The 17843-nt window shown below is 69.0% G+C and carries 15 protein-coding genes; all 15 read right to left on the minus strand.

Annotated features, from left to right (window positions below):
- Positions 1–35: 35 nt before the first annotated feature.
- Entirely contained in the window at positions 36–1241 is a 1206-nt protein-coding gene (gene ftsZ / locus ACMGEZ_RS17870; RefSeq protein ID WP_436823616.1) for a cell division protein FtsZ, read from the minus strand.
- A 157-nt stretch (positions 1242–1398) separates the two neighbouring features.
- Positions 1399–2628: a cell division protein FtsA gene (ftsA, locus tag ACMGEZ_RS17875; protein WP_162578612.1), complete on the minus strand. Its 1230-nt coding sequence runs from the start codon at positions 2626–2628 to the stop codon at positions 1399–1401.
- Positions 2629–2643: 15 nt separating this feature from the next.
- Positions 2644–3435: a cell division protein FtsQ/DivIB gene (locus ACMGEZ_RS17880; protein WP_436823617.1), complete on the minus strand. Its 792-nt coding sequence runs from the start codon at positions 3433–3435 to the stop codon at positions 2644–2646.
- Complete coding sequence (locus tag ACMGEZ_RS17885) at positions 3435–4394, minus strand: D-alanine--D-alanine ligase (protein ID WP_436823618.1); 960 nt, start codon at positions 4392–4394, stop codon at positions 3435–3437. Before ACMGEZ_RS17885 ends, ACMGEZ_RS17880 begins: the two co-directional genes overlap by 1 nt.
- Complete coding sequence (gene murC, locus ACMGEZ_RS17890) at positions 4391–5863, minus strand: UDP-N-acetylmuramate--L-alanine ligase (RefSeq protein WP_436823619.1); 1473 nt, start codon at positions 5861–5863, stop codon at positions 4391–4393. Before murC ends, ACMGEZ_RS17885 begins: the two co-directional genes overlap by 4 nt.
- A gap of 154 nt (positions 5864–6017) precedes the next feature.
- Positions 6018–7079: an undecaprenyldiphospho-muramoylpentapeptide beta-N-acetylglucosaminyltransferase gene (gene murG, locus ACMGEZ_RS17895; protein WP_436823620.1), complete on the minus strand. Its 1062-nt coding sequence runs from the start codon at positions 7077–7079 to the stop codon at positions 6018–6020.
- Positions 7076–8371, minus strand: a complete 1296-nt coding sequence (gene ftsW, locus ACMGEZ_RS17900) for a putative lipid II flippase FtsW (protein WP_436823621.1) — start codon at positions 8369–8371, stop codon at positions 7076–7078. Before ftsW ends, murG begins: the two co-directional genes overlap by 4 nt.
- Positions 8368–10155 (minus strand): UDP-N-acetylmuramoyl-L-alanine--D-glutamate ligase, encoded by a 1788-nt coding sequence (murD, locus tag ACMGEZ_RS17905; RefSeq protein ID WP_436823622.1) that lies wholly within the window; start codon positions 10153–10155, stop codon positions 8368–8370. Before murD ends, ftsW begins: the two co-directional genes overlap by 4 nt.
- Positions 10156–10160: 5 nt before the next feature.
- Positions 10161–11339 carry a phospho-N-acetylmuramoyl-pentapeptide-transferase gene (gene mraY, locus ACMGEZ_RS17910; RefSeq protein ID WP_436823623.1) on the minus strand — a complete coding sequence of 393 codons (1179 nt, stop codon included), beginning with the start codon at positions 11337–11339 and terminating at the stop codon, positions 10161–10163.
- A gap of 25 nt (positions 11340–11364) precedes the next feature.
- The gene (locus tag ACMGEZ_RS17915) at positions 11365–12813 is read right to left on the minus strand and encodes a UDP-N-acetylmuramoyl-tripeptide--D-alanyl-D-alanine ligase (RefSeq protein WP_436823624.1); all 1449 of its coding nucleotides are present in this window, start codon (positions 12811–12813) and stop codon (positions 11365–11367) included.
- 55 nt (positions 12814–12868) lie between these two features.
- Positions 12869–14371: a UDP-N-acetylmuramoyl-L-alanyl-D-glutamate--2,6-diaminopimelate ligase gene (locus tag ACMGEZ_RS17920; protein ID WP_436823625.1), complete on the minus strand. Its 1503-nt coding sequence runs from the start codon at positions 14369–14371 to the stop codon at positions 12869–12871.
- Entirely contained in the window at positions 14371–16119 is a 1749-nt protein-coding gene (locus ACMGEZ_RS17925; RefSeq protein WP_436823626.1) for a peptidoglycan D,D-transpeptidase FtsI family protein, read from the minus strand. The genes ACMGEZ_RS17920 and ACMGEZ_RS17925 overlap by 1 nt, the downstream gene beginning before the upstream one ends.
- Positions 16116–16478 (minus strand): cell division protein FtsL, encoded by a 363-nt coding sequence (gene ftsL / locus ACMGEZ_RS17930; RefSeq protein ID WP_436823627.1) that lies wholly within the window; start codon positions 16476–16478, stop codon positions 16116–16118. Before ftsL ends, ACMGEZ_RS17925 begins: the two co-directional genes overlap by 4 nt.
- Positions 16479–16480: 2 nt before the next feature.
- Positions 16481–17404, minus strand: a complete 924-nt coding sequence (gene rsmH / locus ACMGEZ_RS17935; protein WP_436823628.1) for a 16S rRNA (cytosine(1402)-N(4))-methyltransferase RsmH — start codon at positions 17402–17404, stop codon at positions 16481–16483.
- 8 nt (positions 17405–17412) lie between these two features.
- Positions 17413–17841, minus strand: coding sequence for a division/cell wall cluster transcriptional repressor MraZ (gene mraZ / locus ACMGEZ_RS17940; protein ID WP_162578599.1), 429 nt, complete (start codon positions 17839–17841; stop codon positions 17413–17415).
- Positions 17842–17843 lie beyond the last annotated feature (2 nt).

Below are 17843 nucleotides of genomic sequence, written 5' to 3' on the forward strand. Positions count from 1 at the left end.
CGCAAGATCGGGCCGCGCAGCAGCTTTGCGCGCCATCAATCCGCCTGCCTGCGCAGGAAGGCGGGGATCTCGATGTCGTCCATGCCGCCCGTCGACAACGCATCCACCTTGGCCGCGGCCATGGTGCGGTTGGTGCGCCACACGCTGGGTACGGCCATGCCGTCGTAGTTGGGCTGGCCGGGCTGGCCTTGCACCGTGCCGCCGAGCGTCGGCACGCCGAACGGGATGTTGTCGGTGCCGGTGCGGATCACCTCCAGCGTGGGCGCCTGGCGGCGCGCATCCTGGCGCGACAAGCCGGTGGCGACCACCGTCACGCGCATCTCGTCACCCAGGCTGTCGTCGTAGGCGGCGCCGTAGATCACGTGCGCGTCTTCCGCGGCGAAAGCGCGAATGGTGGTCATCGCGAGCTTCGATTCGCTCAGCTTCAACGAGTTCTTCGACGCCGTCACCAGCACCAGCACGCCCTTGGCGCCCGACAGGTCGATGCCCTCGAGCAGCGGGCAGGCCACCGCCTGCTCGGCCGCGATGCGCGCGCGGTCCGGGCCCGAGGCCGCGGCCGTGCCCATCATGGCCTTGCCGGGCTCGCCCATTACCGTGCGCACGTCCTCGAAGTCGACGTTCACGCCGCCGTACTCGTTGATGATCTCCGAAATGCCGCCGACGGCGTTCTTCAGCACGTCGTTGGCGTGCGCGAAGGCCTCGTCCTGGGTGACGTCCTCGCCCAGCACGTCGAGCAGCTTCTCGTTGAGCACCACGATCAGCGAATCGACATTGGCCTCGAGCTCCTGCAGGCCAGAGTCGGCGTTCGTCATGCGGCGGCCGCCTTCCCAGTCGAAGGGCTTGGTCACCACGCCGACCGTGAGAATGCCCATCTCCTTGGCCACGCGCGCGATCACCGGCGCCGCGCCGGTGCCGGTGCCGCCGCCCATGCCGGCCGTGATGAACAGCATGTGCGCGCCGTTGATGGCGCCGCGAATGTCATCCACCGCCGCCTCGGCCGCGTCGCGGCCCTTCTCGGGCTTGCTGCCCGCGCCCAGTCCGTTGGTGCCGAGCTGGATGGTCTTGTGCGCGTTGCTGCGCTGGAGGGCCTGCGCGTCGGTGTTGGCGCAGATGAACTCCACGCCCTGCACACGGCGCTCGATCATGTGGGCGACCGCATTGCCGCCGCCGCCGCCGACGCCGATCACCTTGATCTGCGTGCCTTGGTTGAACTCTTCGATCTCGATCATTTCGATGGCCATTTCTGACTCCTTGAATTTGCAGTTGCCTTGTTTGTACGAATGGGTTGTTTTGAGGGTCACCGTCTGCGCTCCTTGGGCGGACCGGTGCGCCGCCATCGCTCGTTGAAATGTCGAGGGGGGCTGCCCTTTGCAAGCCAAAGTGGTGTGCTGTTCATCGTCAGAAGTTCCCCACGATGAAGTCCTTGAAGCGCCCGAACGCGGTCTTCACCGAGCCGTTCTTCTGGGCCACCTTGAAGCCGCGCAGCCGTGCATAGCGCGCCTCCTCGAGCAGGCCCATCACGGTCGCGGCGCGCGGCTGCGCGACCATGTCAGAGAGCGCGCTCGAATATTTCGGGATGCCGCGCCGCACCGGCTTCAGGAAGATGTCTTCGCCGAGCTCGACCATGCCGGGCATCACCGCGCTGCCGCCGGTCAGCACCACGCCGGAGGACAGCACCTCCTCGTAGCCCGACTCGCGCACCACCTGCTGCACCAGCGAGAAGATCTCTTCCACGCGCGGCTCGATCACGCCGGCCAGCGCCTGCTTGCTGAGCATCCGCGGCCCGCGGTCGCCGAGCCCGGGCACCTCGACCTGCGTCTCCGGGTCGGCCAGCAGCTGCTTGGCATAGCCGTTCTCGACCTTGATGTCCTCGGCGTCCTTCGTGGGCGTGCGCAGCGCCATCGCGATGTCGCTGGTGATGAGGTCGCCGGCGATCGGGATCACCGCGGTGTGGCGGATCGCGCCGTTGGTGAAGATGGCCACGTCGGTGGTCCCGGCGCCGATGTCCACCAGCACCACGCCGAGCTCGCGCTCGTCTTCGGTCAGCACCGCCTGGCTGGAGGCCAGCGGGTTCAGCATCAGCTGGTCGACTTCCAGGCCGCAGCGACGCACGCACTTGATGATGTTCTCGGCGGCGCTCTGCGCGCCGGTGACGATGTGCACCTTGGCTTCGAGGCGCATGCCGCTCATGCCGATCGGCTCCTTCACGTCCTGGCCGTCGATCACGAACTCCTGCGGCTCCACCAGCAGCAGGCGCTGGTCGCTGGAGATGTTGATGGCGCGCGCGGTCTCCACCACGCGCGCCACATCGGCCTGCGTGACTTCCTTGTCCTTGACAGCGACCATGCCGCTCGAATTGATGCCGCGGATGTGGCTACCGGTGATGCCGGTGTAGACGCGGCTGATCTTGCAGTCGGCCATCAGCTCCGCTTCCTTCAGCGCCTGCTGGATGCTCTGCACCGTCGCATCGATGTTCACCACCACGCCGCGCTTGAGCCCGTTGCTGGGCGCGATGCCCAGCCCCGCAAGCTTGAGCTCGCCGGTGGGCAGCACCTCGGCCACCACCGCCATCACCTTGGCGGTGCCGATGTCGAGTCCGACAACCAGGTCTTTGTATTCCTTGGACATGAATTCCTCTGCTCTCTATTTCTTCCTGGGGGGTGGCGGCTCTGTCGTGACCGTGGTGACGCCGCGCAGCCGAAGCGCATAGCCCTCGTTGTGCCGCAGGTCGGCGCCCTCGACCGAGGTGAGGGTGCGCCCGTACTGCCGGGCGACCGGCGTCACCGTGGTGAGAAAGCGCTGCGTGCGCGCGGCCACTTCCTCGGCACGGCCGCGCCCGAGTTCGAGCACCGCGCCGCTGTCCAGCACCACGCTCCAGCTGCCACGGCGCGACAGCTTCAGTTCATCGATCACCAGCTCGTGGGGCGCGAATATCGGTTGCAGCACGCGGTACATGCCCAGGACCTGGCCCGCCTGCTCCAACGGCCCGTCGAGGCGCGGCAGTTGGTCGTCGACCTCGGCCACATTGGCATCGAAGACTTCGCCGAAGCCGTTGATCAGGCGCGAATCCGCTTCGTTGCCCCAGTGGGCGACCGGCACATGCTCGGTCAGCGTCACGCGCAGCTTGTTCGGGAATTCGCGCCGCACCACCGCCTTGCGCACCCAGGGCACGGTCTCGAAGGCAGCGCGGGCCTTCGCCAGGTCCACGGTGAAGAAGTTGCCGGCCAGCTGCGGCGTGACGTTGGCACGCAAGGTGACCGCGTTGTTGTGCGTGACCTCGCCGTCGACCTTGATGCCGGCGAGCGGGAAGAAGGGCTGGCGCAGCACCCACCACGCGCCCGCCGCCAGCAGCACGAGCGCGAACAACGCGTACACCAGGGTCGCGGTCACGTTCATGAGCTTGACGTCGAAGGGCACGGGGATGCTATCTGCCATCAGGTCTTCGCCTTCGAGTCGAGCGTTGCGGAAGCCAGCACCCGCACGCAGAGATCCTCATACGAGATGCCTGCCGCGCGCGCCGACATGGGCACCAGCGAATGGCTGGTCATGCCCGGCGAGGTGTTCATCTCCAGCAGGAAGGGCTTGCGGTCGCTGGCGCGGATCATCAGGTCGGCGCGGCCCCAGCCGCGGCAGCCGAGCTGGTGATAGGCGGCCAGCGAGATGCGCCGGATCTCCTGCTCCTCGTCCTGCGGCAGGCCGCTCGGGCAGTGGTACTTCACGTCGTCGGTGAAGTACTTGTTCTGGTAGTCGTAGGCGCCCTCGGGCGCGGCGATGCGCACCACCGGCAGTGCCTGCGCATGGATGCCGCTGCCCAGCACGGCGCAGGTGACTTCCTCTCCCTCGATGAACTCCTCGCACAGCACGTCGGAGTCGTAGCGCACGGCCAGGGCGACGGCGTCCTGCATCTGCGAGTAGCCCTGGACCTTGGTCACGCCGATGGAGGAGCCCTCGCGCGGCGGCTTCACGATCAGAGGCAGGCCAAGCACGTCGGGCACCGCCATGACCTGCTCGCGGCTCTGCTGGTCGAAGGCCAGGCGCGCATAGCGCGGCGTGGGCAGCCCGTCGGCCTGCCAGATGCGCTTGGTCATGACCTTGTCCATGGCCACCGCCGAGGCCATGACGCCGGAGCCGGTATAGGGAATGCCCAGCAGCTCCAGCGCGCCCTGCACGGTGCCGTCTTCGCCGTGGCGGCCATGCAGCACCACGAAGCAGCGCGCGAAGCCCTCGTGCTTGAGTTCGACCAGCTCGCGCCCGGCCGGGTCGAAGGGGTGCGCATCGACGCCGCGCGAGCGCAGCGCCTCGAGCACGCCGGTGCCCGACATGATGGAAATGTCGCGCTCCGCCGAGGTGCCGCCGAACAGCACCGCGACCTTGCCGAAGTCTTGCGGATTCACAGGGACCTCCCTTCGCGCGCAACGTGTCCGGACGCGCGCTCGGATGTGGTTGAAGACGAAGCCGCGCCGCCCTGCTCGACCACCCTGGCCGGTACGGCGCCGATGGAGCCCGCTCCCATGCAGATGACGACGTCGCCGTCGCGCGCGTTGTCCAGGATGGCCTGCGGCATGGCCGCGATCTCGTCGACGAACACCGGCTCGACCTTGCCCGCCACGCGCAGCGCGCGCGCCAGCGAGCGGCCGTCCGCCGCCACGATGGGCGGCTCGCCGGCGGCATAGACCTCGCCCAGCAGCACGGCATCGGCAGCACCGATGACCTTGACGAAGTCCTCGAAGCAGTCGCGCGTGCGGGTGTAGCGGTGCGGCTGGAAGGCCAGCACCAGGCGCCGGCCCGGGAAGGCGCCGCGCGCGGCGGCGATGGTGGCCGCCATCTCGACGGGGTGATGGCCGTAGTCGTCGATCAGGGTGAAGCTGCCGAGGCCCTGCGCGCTCGGCAGCCTGACATCGCCATAGCGCTGGAAGCGCCGGCCCACGCCCTTGAAGTCGGCCAGGCCGCGCTGCACCGCCTCGTCGGGCACGCTGAGCTCGACCGCCACCGCGATCACGGCCAGCGCGTTGCGCACGTTGTGCTCGCCGGGCAGGTTGAGCACGATGTCCAGGTCGGGCAGCGTGACGCCGTTGCGCCGCTGCGCGGTGAAGTGCATCTGCTGGCCGACCGCGCGCACGTTGACCGCGCGCACCTGGGCCTCGTCGCCGAAGCCGTAGCTGGTGACCGGGCAGGAGACCTCGGTCACGATCTCGCGCACCGCCGGGTCGTCGGTGCACAGGATCGCCACGCCGTAGAAAGGCATGCGGTGCAGGAAGTCGACGAAGGCCTTCTTGAGCTTCGCGAAGTCGTGCCCGTAGGTCTCCATGTGGTCGGCGTCGATGTTCGTCACCACTGCCATGACCGGCAGCAGGTTGAGGAAGGAGGCGTCCGACTCGTCGGCCTCCACCACGATGTAGTCGCCGCTGCCCAGCTGCGCATTGGCGCCGGCGCTGTTGAGCCGGCCGCCGATGACGAAGGTCGGGTCCAGCCCGGCGGCAGCGAGCACGCTCGCCACCAGGCTGGTGGTGGTGGTCTTGCCGTGCGTGCCGGCGATCGCGATGCCCTGCTTGAGGCGCATCAGCTCGGCCAGCATCAGCGCGCGCGGCACCACCGGGATGCGCTTCTCGCGTGCGGCCACCACCTCGGGGTTGCCGGCATGCACGGCGGTGGAGGTCACCACCGCGTCGGCGCCGGCGATGTTCGCAGCGTCGTGGCCCACGTAGGTGCCGATGCCCAGGCCGCCGAGGCGCTTGAGCGTGGCGCTGTCGGCCAGGTCCGAACCCGTGATCTTGTAGCCCAGGTTGAACAGCACCTCGGCGATGCCGCTCATGCCGGAGCCGCCCACGCCGACGAAATGGATGTGCCTGATGGCATGTTTCATACTCGGCCTCCATTCGCCTGAGCATCGAACTTCGCGGCGAGCAAAGCGAAGCCCGTTCGGGAGACACCGCGGAACCGGCTTTGCCGGGCCGCTGGTGGCGCCCCCTTGAGGGGGGAGGCGGCTACACGAAGTGAGCAAGCAACGGGGGTGGGCGTCATTTCACCAACTCCTCGCAAGCGCGCACCATGACCTCGACGGCCTCGGTCTTCTGCATCGCCTTGGCCTTCACGGCGCGTTCCATGAGCGCGGGGCGCCCGGTCTTCTGTAACAAATCGGCCAGCAATTCGGGTGTCAATTCGGTTTGTTGAACGAGCCAGCCTCCGCCCGCGTCGACGAGGAAGCGGGCGTTGGTGGTCTGGTGGTCGTCCACGGCGGAAGGAAAAGGCACGAACAGCGCAGCCGCGCCGACGGCCGCGATCTCGGTGACGGTGCTCGCGCCGGCGCGCGCGACGATCAGGTCGGCATCGGCATAGGCGCGCGCGGTGTCTTCGATGAAGGGGGTGAGCTCGCCCTCGACGCCGGCGGCGGCGTAGTTGGCGCGCAACTCGTCGATCTGCTTGGCGCCGCTCTGGTGGGTGACGGTGGGCCGCTGCTCGGGGGCGATGCGGGCCAGCGCCTTCGGCACCACGGCATTGAGCGCCTTCGCGCCGAGGCTGCCGCCCACCACCAGCAGCTTGAGCGGACCGGTGCGCCCGGCAAAGCGCGTGGCCGGGTCGGGCTGCGAGATGAAGGCCGCGCGCAGCGGATTGCCGATCCACTGCGCCTTCTTCATCACGTTCGGGAAGGCGGTGAAGACGCGGTCGGCCACGCCGGCCAGGATCTTGTTGGCCAGCCCGGCCACCGAGTTCTGCTCGTGCAGCACCAGCGGCTTGTCGAGCAGCACGCTCATCATGCCGCCAGGGAAGGTGATGTAGCCGCCCAGGCCCAGCACCACGTCGGGCCGCACGCGACGCACCACGGCCAGGCTTTGCCAGAAGGCGCGAAGCAGCCGCATGGGCAGCAGGGCCAGGGTGATGGGCCCCTTGCCGCGCACGCCGCCGAACTGCACGGGCTCGAAGGCGAAGCCGCGCGGCGGCACCAGCGCTTCTTCCATGCTGCCCGGCGCGCCCAGCCAGTGCACGCGCCAGCCGCGCTCGCGCAGGGCCTCGGCCACGGCCAGGCCGGGGAAGATGTGGCCTCCCGTGCCGCCTGCCATGACGAGTGCCGTCCTGCTCATACGCGGCCTCCGCGCATGAGAACCCGGTTCTCGTAGTCGATGCGCAAGACGATCGCCATTGCCACCACGTTCATCAGGATGGCCGAGCCGCCGAAGCTCATCAGCGGCAGGGTCAGCCCCTTGGTCGGCAACGCGCCCAGGTTCACGCCCATGTTGATGAAGGCCTGGAAGCCGATCCAGATGCCCACGCCCTGCGCCACCAGGCCCGCGAACACGCGGTCGAGCGCAATGGCCTGGCGGCCGATGTGCATGATGCGGCGGGTGAGCCAGAGGAACAGGGCAATGGCCAGCAGCACGCCGACGAGGCCGAACTCCTCGCCGATCACCGCCATCAGGAAGTCGGTGTGCGCCTCGGGCAGCCAGTGCAGCTTCTCGACGCTGCCGCCCAGGCCGACGCCGAAGATCTCTCCGCGGCCGATGGCGATCAGCGAATGCGAGAGCTGGTAGCCCTTGCCCAGCGCATGCTCCTCGCTCCAGGGATCGAGGTAGGCAAAGATGCGCTCGCGCCGCCACGGACTGGAGGCGACGATGGTGCCGAAGGCCACCACCACCAGCGCCGCGATCAGGAAAAACATGCGCGCGTTGACGCCGCCCAGGAACAGGATGCCCATCGCGATCACCGCGATCACCATGAAGGCACCCATGTCCGGCTCGGCCATCACCAGCATGCCGACCACCACCACCGCCACGCCCATGGGCAGCACGGCGCGGAAAAAGCGCTCCTTGATCTCCATCTTGCGCACCATGTAGCTGGCGGCGTAGAGGATCATCGCGAGCTTGGCCAGCTCCGAGGGCTGGAAGCGCATGAAGCCCATCGGCAGCCAGCGGCGCGCACCATTGACGCTGATGCCGATGTGCGGGATCAACACCGCGATCAGCAGCAGCAGCGAGGCGACGAAGAGCCACGGGGCGCCGCGCTCCCAAGTGCGCATCGGCACCTGGAAGGCCAGCAGCGCCGCTACGAAGCCGATGACGATCGAAGCGATGTGGCGCGTGAGGAAGTAGCTTGCGCCGTAGCCGGCACGCGCAAAGCGCGGGTTGTCGGGCAGCGCGATGGAGGCCGAGTAGACCATCACCAGCCCCCAGGCCAGCAGCGCGACCGTGACCCAGGCCAGCGCCTGGTCGAAGCCCAGCACCCGCACCGGCGCGGCCTTGGTCTGCGTCATGCCGGCGCTGCCCAGGCGCACCGGCAGGTGCATGGGCAAGGCGTCCATGCCGCTCCTGGCACGGCTGAACCAGCCTTCCCAGAAACGGGGGCTCTTGTTGGGCGTTGCGGCGGCGGTAGAGGTCATGCGCCCTCTCCCCCTCTGTCCGGCAGGCCCACGTCGACGCCCACATCGCGCGGCGATTCGGCCCAGTCCTGCACGGCCTCGCAGAACACCGCGGCGCGGTGCGCGTAGTCCTTGAACATGTCGAAGCTGGCGCAGGCCGGCGACAGCAGCACTGCATCGCCGGGATGCGCGCGGCCCGCCGCCAGTTTCACGGCCTCTTCCATCGACGCGGCGTGCGCCAGCGAGACGCCGGTGGACGCGAGCGCCGCCTCGATCAGCGGCGCGTCGCGGCCGATCAGCACCACCGCGCGTGCGTACTGGCGCACCGGCGCGGCCAGCGGCGCGAAGTCCTGGCCCTTGCCGTCGCCACCGAGGATCACGACGACCCGGCGCTCCTCGCCGAGGCCGCTCAGGGCCGCGACTGTGGCGCCGACATTCGTGCCCTTGCTGTCGTCGAAGAACTCGACTTCGTCCACGATGGCCACCGGCTCGACGCGGTGCGGCTCGCCGCGGTATTCGCGCAGGCCATAGAGCATGGGCCCGAGCTGGCAACCCGCCGCGGTGGCAAGCGCGAGTGCCGCCAGCGCATTGAGCGCGTTGTGCCGGCCTCGAATGCGCAGTGCATCGGCCGGCATCAGGCGCTGGATGTGGATCTCTTCCTCCTCGACTGCGGCGCCGCGCTTGCGCTTCTGTGTTTCGTCGGCTTCCAGGGCGCGCACCAGCCAGGCCATGCCGTGGACGCGCTCGATGCCGTAGTCGCCGGGGCGCAGGGGCATGCCGGCGCCGAAGGTCACGACGGTCCGGGGTGCCTGCCCCTTGGCAAGCTTGACGGGAGCCGGCTTCATTGCCATCACCGCGTCGTCCTCTCGGTTGAGCACCACGATGCTCTTGCTGCCGAAGATGCGCGCCTTGGCCGCGACGTAGGCAGACATGTCGCCGTGCCAGTCGAGGTGGTCCTGCGTGACGTTGAGCACGGTCGCGGCGGTCGGCTCGAAGCCCTGCACGCCCTCGAGCTGGAAGCTCGAGAGCTCGAGCACCCACACCTCGGGCAGCGTGCCTGCATCGATGTGCGCAGCCAGCGTGTCCAGCAGCGTGGGCCCGATGTTGCCGGCCACCGCCACCGTCTTGCCGGCGCGCGCGACCAGCTGGCCGGTCAGCGCGGTCACGGTGGTCTTGCCGTTGGTGCCGGTCACGGCCAGCACCGCGGGCTCGTAGCCCTTGGGCGCCGGCGGAACGGGCACGGGCACAGGTGTCGGGGCCTCGGCATCGTCGTCGTCTTCCACGGGCGCCGGCTCGAGCTCGGATTCGGATTCGGCCGCGATCTGCGGCTCGTTGGCCGCCGGGGTTTCCTCCGCCGGAAGCTTTTCGGACGATTCCGGTTCATCGGTGAGGGGCTGCACTGCCTCCTGCGCCAATTTCACCTCCGGCTCGGCCGGCGGCGCCGGCTCCTCCGTCTCGACCACCCGCAGGTCCGCCAACGCGTGCGCAAACAGGTCCAGTTCGCCACCGACCGGCAAGCCGACGGCCTTGGCCGCATCGACCACCACCGCGATCGAGGCCGGCGACAGGCCCGGCGAGCGGTACACCGCGCGCACCGCGGTGCCTTCGATCAGCGCGGCCGAAAAGGGCCCGCCCACAAAGGCCGCATCGGGCAGCTCGGTACGCAGCGCTTCCAGCTGCGGCGGCACTTCGCGGGTGTCGGCCACCGTGAGCTTCGCTCCATGGCGCGCGCACCAGCGCGCCATGGCCAGGCCCGAGGCGCCCAGGCCCAGGATCAGCACGTGTTGGTCTTGAAGATGGCGCATCGAGCTCACCTCAGCTTCAAGGTCGACAGGCCCACCAGGCACAGCAGCATGGTGATGATCCAGAAGCGCACCACGACCTGCGTCTCGCGCCAGCCGCTCTTCTCGAAGTGGTGGTGCAGCGGCGCCATCTTGAGCACGCGCCGCCCTTCGCCGAAGCGCTTCTTGGTGTACTTGAAGTAGGCCACCTGCGCCATCACCGAGATCGCCTCGACCACGAAGATGCCACCCATGACGAAGAACACGATCTCCTGGCGCACGATGATCGCGATGGTGCCCAGCGCGCCGCCCAGCGCGAGCGCGCCCACGTCACCCATGAAGACCTGCGCCGGATGGGTGTTGAACCAGAGGAAGGCGAGGCCCGCGCCGGCCATCGCGGAGCAGAACACCAGCAGTTCGCCCGAGCCGGGGATGTGCGGGAACAGCAGGTAGCGCGAATAGACCGCACTGCCGGTGACGTAGGCGAAGACGCCCAGGGCGGAGCCGACCATCACCACCGGCATGATCGCCAGGCCGTCGAGGCCGTCGGTGAGGTTGACGGCGTTGCTGGCGCCCACGATCACCAGGTAGGTCAGGATCACGAAGCCGATGCCGCCGAGCGGATAGCTCACTTCCTTGAAGAAGGGCACCAGCAGGTTGATCTTGGGCGGGAAGTCCAGGTCGAAGCCCGAGCCCACCCAGGCGTAGAACAGCTCGAGCACGCGCCAGTTGGAGCTCTCCGAGATGCTGAAGAGCAGGTAGAAGGCGGCAATCAGGCCGACCACCGACTGCCAGAAATACTTCTCGCGCGAGCGCATGCCCTCGGGGTCCTTGCGCACCACCTTGCGCCAGTCATCGACCCAGCCGATGGCGCCGAAGCCCAGCGTGACCCACAGCACGATCCAGACGAAGCGGTTGGAGAGGTCGAACCACAGGAGGGTCGCAAAGGCGATCGAGAACAGCACCAGCACGCCGCCCATCGTGGGCGTGCCGCTCTTGCTCAGGTGCGTGTCCATCGCGTAGCCGCGCACCGGCTGGCCGATCTTGAGCGCGGCCAGGCGGCGGATCACGTAGGGCCCTGCGCAGAGGCCGAGCAGCAGCGCGCTCAGCGCGGCCATCAGTGCGCGGAAGGTGAGGTATTGGAAGACACGCAGGAAACCGAGATCCGGCGAGATCGTCTGCAGCCATTGGGCGAGACTCATCAGCATGATGCGAACGTGCACAGCGCATCGATCATGGCCGGCCCTCCTTGTTGTTGTCTGGTCGTCCTGAGGCGCAGGCGAGGGCCTCGACCACGCGCTCCATCCGCATGAAGCGCGAGCCCTTCACCAGCACGCTGGCGACGCGCGGCAGCTGCGCCACCACGGCGGCATTGAGGGTGTCGATGCCGTCGAAGTGGCGCGCTTCGCTGCCGCCGGCGCGGGTGTAGGCGGTGATGGCGTGGATCGATGCGTCGCCCAATGCGAACAGCGACTCGATGCCGCGCTCGGCCGCCCAGGCGCCGACCTCGGCATGGAACTCCGGGCCTCGGTCGCCGACCTCGCCCATGTCGCCGAGCACCAGCAGGCGCGGTCCCGGCAAGCCGCTGAGCACGTCGACCGCGGCGCGCACGGAATCGGGATTGGCGTTGTAGCTGTCGTCGACCACCGTGACCGCCCGGCCGTCCACCAGCACCAGCTCGCTCGCCCGCGAACGTCCCTTGACCGGCTCGAAGGCGGCGAGGCCTTCGGCGATCTTGTCGACCGACACCCCGCAGGCCAGCGAGCAGGCGATGGCCGCCAGCGCGTTCACCACGTTGTGGCGCCCGGCGATGCGCAGGGTGGCGCAGATTTCGCCGAGCGGCGTGCGTGCCTCGAACTGCCAGGCGCCATGCTCCCACTCGGCACGTCCGAGCGCGATGTCCGCGTTGGCGTGCTCGCCGAAGCTCAGGCAGCGCCGCGGCGCGCCCTCGTGCGCCATCTCGTTCCACAGCGGGGTGAAGGTGTCGCCGTAGGGAAAGACGGCGGTGCCGTTGTCCGGCAGCGCGGCGAACACCGCGCCGTTCTCGCGCGCAACCGCCTCGACCGTGGCCATGAATTCCTGATGCTCGCGCTGCGCGTTGTTGACCAGCCCGATGGTGGGGCGCGCGATTGCCGCCAGGCGGGCGATCTCGCCCGGATGGTTCATGCCGAGCTCGACCACTGCCAGCTGGTGCCGCTCGCGCAGGCGCAGCAGGGTCAGCGGCAGGCCGATCTCGTTGTTGAGGTTGCCGATGGTGGCCAGCGCCCGCTCCACGCCCGCGGCCCGCAGGATCGACGCGATCATCTGCGTGACGGTCGTCTTGCCGTTGCTGCCGGTGACCGCGACCAGCGGCAGATCGAACTGGGCCCGCCAGCCCGCGGCCAGGGTGCCCAGCGCGGCCAGGGTGTCGGGCACTTCCAGGCCCGGCAGCCCGGCGGCCTCCAGCCCGCGGTGGGCGATGGCCGCGGCCGCGCCACGCGCGCGCGCATCGGCCAGGAAGTCATTGGCATCGAAGCGCTCGCCCTTCAGCGCGACGAACAGGTCGCCGGCCGCGAGCGTGCGGGTGTCGGTGTGCACGCGCGAGACGGCCACTTCCGGGTCGCCGACCAGGCGCGCGCCGGGGATCCAGGCGAGCGCCTGGGCAAGCGTCATCATCGGTGCGTCTTCCTGCGGCGCGCTCATAGGATGACCTCCACGCTGCGCGCTACGGTGTTCGCCTCGGGAACGGCCCGTCGGCTCATGTTCCGCTCCTTGCTTGTGTCAATGCATCGATGGCATGCGCCCGGTCGGAGAACGCGATTCGCTCGCCTGCGATCTCCTGCCAGGCCTCGTGGCCGCGGCCGGCGAGCAGCACGACGTCGTCGGGCGCGGCCTGGGCCAGCGTCTGGCGGATCGCCTCGGCGCGATCGGGCTCGACCTGCGCCGCCTCCGGGCGCGCGAGTCCCAGCAGGATCTGGCTGATGATCGCGCTGGGCTTCTCGCTGCGCGGGTTGTCGCTGGTCAGCACGACGCGGTCGGCCTGTTTCTCGGCCACCGCGGCCATCATCGGCCGCTTGGCGGTGTCGCGGTCGCCGCCGCAGCCGAACATGCACCAGAGCTGCCCGCCGCGCTGGCGTGCCAGCGGTCGCAGGCCGGCCAGCGCCTTGTCGAGCGCGTCGGGCGTGTGGGCGTAGTCGACCACGGCGAGCGGCCGGCCCGGCACGCTCACGCGTTCCATGCGGCCCGGCACGCTGTCCAGCCGCGCGCAGGCCGCCACTGCCTGTGCGAGCGTGAGGCCGAGCGCGCGCAGGGTGCCGAGCACGCCCAGCAGGTTGGCCACGTTGTACTGGCCGATCAATTGCGTCTCCATGCGCTGCGGCGCCGCGCCCTGCTCCACCACGGTGAAGTGCAGGCCCTGGGCGTCGTAGCCGATGTCCGTCGCCGTGAGCCGGGCCGGCGCGCCGGCGGCCGACACGGTCCAGAGCTCAGGCGCGCCCTCGCCGCGCTCGACCAGGTTGGCCACGAGGCTGGCGCCGTGCACGTCGTCGATGTTGACCACCGCGGCGCGCAGGCCCGGCCAGCGGAACAGCTCCGCCTTGGCTTGCCAGTAGGCATCCATGCTGCCGTGGTAGTCCAGGTGGTCCTGGGTGAAATTGGTGAACACTGCGACTGCGATGCGCGTGCCGTCGAGCCGGCGCTCGGCGATGCCGATCGAGGAGGCCTCGATCGCGCAGGCGCCGAAGCCACGGTCGGCGAAGGCGCGCAGCTCGCGCTGCAGCATCACGGGATCGGGCGTGGTGAGGCCGGTGTAGGTGAGCTCGGGCGGCACGCCGATGCCGAGCGTGCCCACCACGGCGCAGGGCCGCGTTGCATCGTGGGCGGCCAGCGCCTGCGCCAGCCACCACGCGGTCGAGGTCTTGCCGTTGGTGCCGGTGACGGCCAGCAGGTCCAGGCGCGACGACGGGTCGCCGTGGAAGGCGGCGGCGATCGGCCCGGTCGCGGCCTTCAGGCCGGCATAGCGCGCGATGCGCTCGTCACCCTCGTCGAAGCCGAAGGACTCGACGCCCTCGGCTTCCACCAGGCAGGCGACCGCGCCCTGGGCCAGCGCCGCCGCGACGTGGCGCCGGCCGTCGGTGGCCGCACCCGGCCAGGCGACGAAGCCGTCGCCCTCACCAACCGGACGGCTATCGGCATGCAGCGTGCCGCGCACGCGCGACTTCAACCAGCCCGCGGCATCGAGAGGATTGCGCAGCGCCAGCATCAGAAGCTTTCCTCCACGCCGTTGGTCACGACCAGCGGTTTGACTGCCAGGTCGGGCGGTACGTTCATCATGCGCAGCGTCTGCTGCACCACCTCGCTGAACACGGGTGCCGCCACCAGGCCGCCGAAGTACTGGCCGGCGCTCGGCTCGTCGATCATCACCGCCACGATGATGCGCGGCTTCTCGATGGGCGCCATGCCGGTGAACCAGGAACGGTACTTGTTGCTCGCGTAGCCCTTGCCGACCTGCTTGTGCGCGGTGCCCGACTTGCCGCCCACCGAGTAGCCGATGGTCTGGGCGCGCTGGCCGGTGCCGCCGGGGCCCGCGGCCATCTGCAGCATCTTGCGCACCGCGAGCGCGTTCTGCGCCGAGAACACCTTCACGCCTACGGCCGACTCCTCGCTCTTGAGGATGGTGGCAGGAATGATGGCGCCGTCGTGCGCGAAGGCGGTGTACGAATGGGCCATCTGGAAGAGCGAGGCCGAAAGCCCGTAGCCGTAGGCCATGGTGGCCTGCTCGACCGGCTTCCAGCTCTTCCACGGGCGCAGCCGGCCGGTCACGGCGCCGGGGAACTGGAGCTGCGGTTTCTGGCCGTAGCCCAGTGCGGTGTAGGTGTCCCACATTTCGTGCGGGGTCATCTTCTGGGCGATCTTCAACGCGCCCACGTTGCTGGACTTCTGGATCACGCCCTCGACCGTCAGCAGGCCGTAGTTGTGGGTGTCGCTGATGGTGAAGCCGCCGATGCTGTAGCGCCCCGGAGAGGTGTCGATCGGCGTCTGCGGCTTGATGCGCCCGGCCTCCAGCGCCATTGCGACCGTGATGGGCTTCATGGTCGAGCCGGGCTCGAAGGTGTCGGTGAGCGCGCGGTTGCGCAGCTGCTCGCCGGTGAGGTTCTGCCGCTTGTCGGGCACGTAGCTCGGGTAGTTGGCCAGCGCCAGCACTTCGCCGGTGATGGCATCCAGCACCACGACGCTGCCGGCCTTGGCCTTGTTGGCGGTGACCGCGTCGCGCAGCTTCTGGTAGGCGAAGAACTGCACCTTGCTGTCCACCGAGAGCTGGATGTCCTTGCCGTCCAGCGGCGGCACCTGCTCGCCGATGCCCTCGACCACGCGGCCGAGGCGGTCCTTGATCACGCGCTTGGAGCCGGCCTTGCCTGCCAGCTCCTTGTTGAAGGCGAGCTCGATGCCTTCCTGGCCCTTGTCCTCGACGTCGGTGAAGCCGACCACGTGCGCGGCCGCCTCGCCCTCGGGGTACTGGCGCTTGTATTCCTTGCGCTGGTAGAGGCCCTTGATGTTGAGCTCGGCGATCTGCTTGGCGATGGGCTCGTCGACCTGGCGCTGGATCCAGACGAAGGTCTTGTCCTCGTCCTCCAGCTTCTTGTCGAAGTCCTTTTGCGCCATGCCCAGCAGCTTCGCGACCTGGCGCAGCTTGGCCTTGACCTCCGGGTCGTCGCGCTCGATGTCCTCGGGAATGGCCCAGATGCTGGGCGCGACCACGCTGGAGGCGAGCAGCAGGCCGTTGCGGTCCAGGATGCGGCCGCGGTTGGCGGGCAGCTCCAGCGTGCGGGCGAAGCGCACCTCGCCCTGACGCTGGAAGAAGGCGTTGCCGAACACCTGCACATAGGCTGCGCGGCCGGCCAGCACCAGGAAGCCCAAGGCAATCGCAGCGACGATGAATTTGCTGCGCCAGACCGGCGTCTTGCTCGCCAGCAGCGGGCTGGTCGTGTATTGGACGCTGCGGCGGCTCACGGAGTGCTCCTGCGCGCCGGCGCCGCGGCGGCTCCGGGACGGACTGCAGGCGCCGCAGGCGGCGTCGCGGGCGCCACGACTGCCGGGATCACCGTGCCGTCGGCGCGCACGTACTGCGTGATGGCCGGGGTGGTGGTGCGCATCTTCAGCTGCTCCTTGGCCAGCCGCTCGACCCGCAGCGGCGTCGCCTGGGCGCGCTTCTCGACCTCCAGCCGGTCGCGCTCGAGCTCCAGGCGGCGCGTCTCGCTCTGCTCCCGGTGCAGCTCGGTGAACAGCTGGCGCGACAGGTACTGCGTGTGCACCAGGTAGATCGCCGAGGCGATCACCGCCAGCAGCAGGACGAGATTGAGCCGAACCACGGTCAGAGCTCCTCGGTCCGCTCGGCCACGCGCAGGATCGCGCTGCGCGCCCGGGGGTTCGCGTCCACCTCGGCCTGCGTCGGCTTGATGCGGCCAAGCGCGCGCAGCTTCATCGCGCGGGGCGCGGCGAAGGGCGCGCGGCGGTCGTAGACCTCGCGCGAATGCCTGGCAATGAACTGCTTCACGATGCGGTCTTCCAGCGAATGGAAGCTGATCACCGCGAGCCGGCCCTGGGGTTGCAGCACGGAGAGACTCGCCTCTAGCGCCTGTTGCAGCTCTTCAAGCTCGGCGTTGATGAAAATCCGAAGAGCCTGAAATGTGCGCGTTGCAGGGTTCTGGCCCGGCTCGCGGGTTTTGACCGTGCCAGCCACGAGCTCGGCCAGCTCGGCGGTGGTTGAAATTGGGCCCCGTTCTTGTCGGCGAGCTGCAATCGCCTTTGCAATCTGAACAGCAAACCGTTCCTCGCCATAGTCACGAATCACCTCCGCCATCTGCTGCACTTCGGCCGTTGCCAGCCACTCGGCCACGCTCTGGCCGCGCGTGGTGTCCATGCGCATGTCGAGCGGACCGTCGAAACGAAAAGAAAAACCCCGTACGGGGTTGTCGATCTGGGGGGAGCTCACGCCGAGGTCCATCAGCACGCCGGCGACGCTGCGCGGCGGCAGCTCCCCCAGGTGGTCGAAGCTCTGGTGCCGGATGGAAAAACGCGCATCCTCGATGCGCGCCGCCTCGGCCACCGCTTCCGCGTCCTTGTCGAACGCGATCAGCCGGCCGGCCTGCGACAGTCTCTCCAGGAAGGCCCGGGAATGGCCGCCGCGGCCGAAGGTGGCATCCACGTAGGTCCCGGCGCCGGACGCGGTGCCGGGAAGGAGGGCTTCCACTGCCTCCTTCAACAACACGGTCGTATGGCTCCATGGCGCTTGCACTGCCGGCCTCAGAAGGAGAAATCCTGGAACACATCGGGCATCTCTCCCTGGGTGGCCTCGGCCTCCTTGGCGTCGTAGGTGGCCTTGTCCCAGAGCTCGAAATGGTTGCCCATGCCGAGCAGCAGCGCGTCGCGCGTGATGCCGGCGGCCGCACGCAGCTCGGGGGAGATCAGCACGCGGCCGGTGCCGTCCATGTCCACGTCCATCGCGTTGCCCAGGAAGACGCGCTTCCACCACTGTGCCGACATCGGGAGCGCCGCGATGCGCTCGCGAAATTTCTCCCACTCCGGACGCGGGAACACCATCAGGCAGCCGTGGGGGTGCTTGGTGATCGTGAGCTGGCTGCCGGCCGTCGCGCTCAGGACGTCACGATGCCGGGTCGGCACGGAAAGCCGCCCCTTGGCATCGAGACTGAGCGATGAAGCCCCTTGAAACACGA

The organism is Variovorax stachyos, assembly GCF_051400855.1.
Classification (GTDB): Bacteria; Pseudomonadota; Gammaproteobacteria; order Burkholderiales; family Burkholderiaceae_C; genus Variovorax.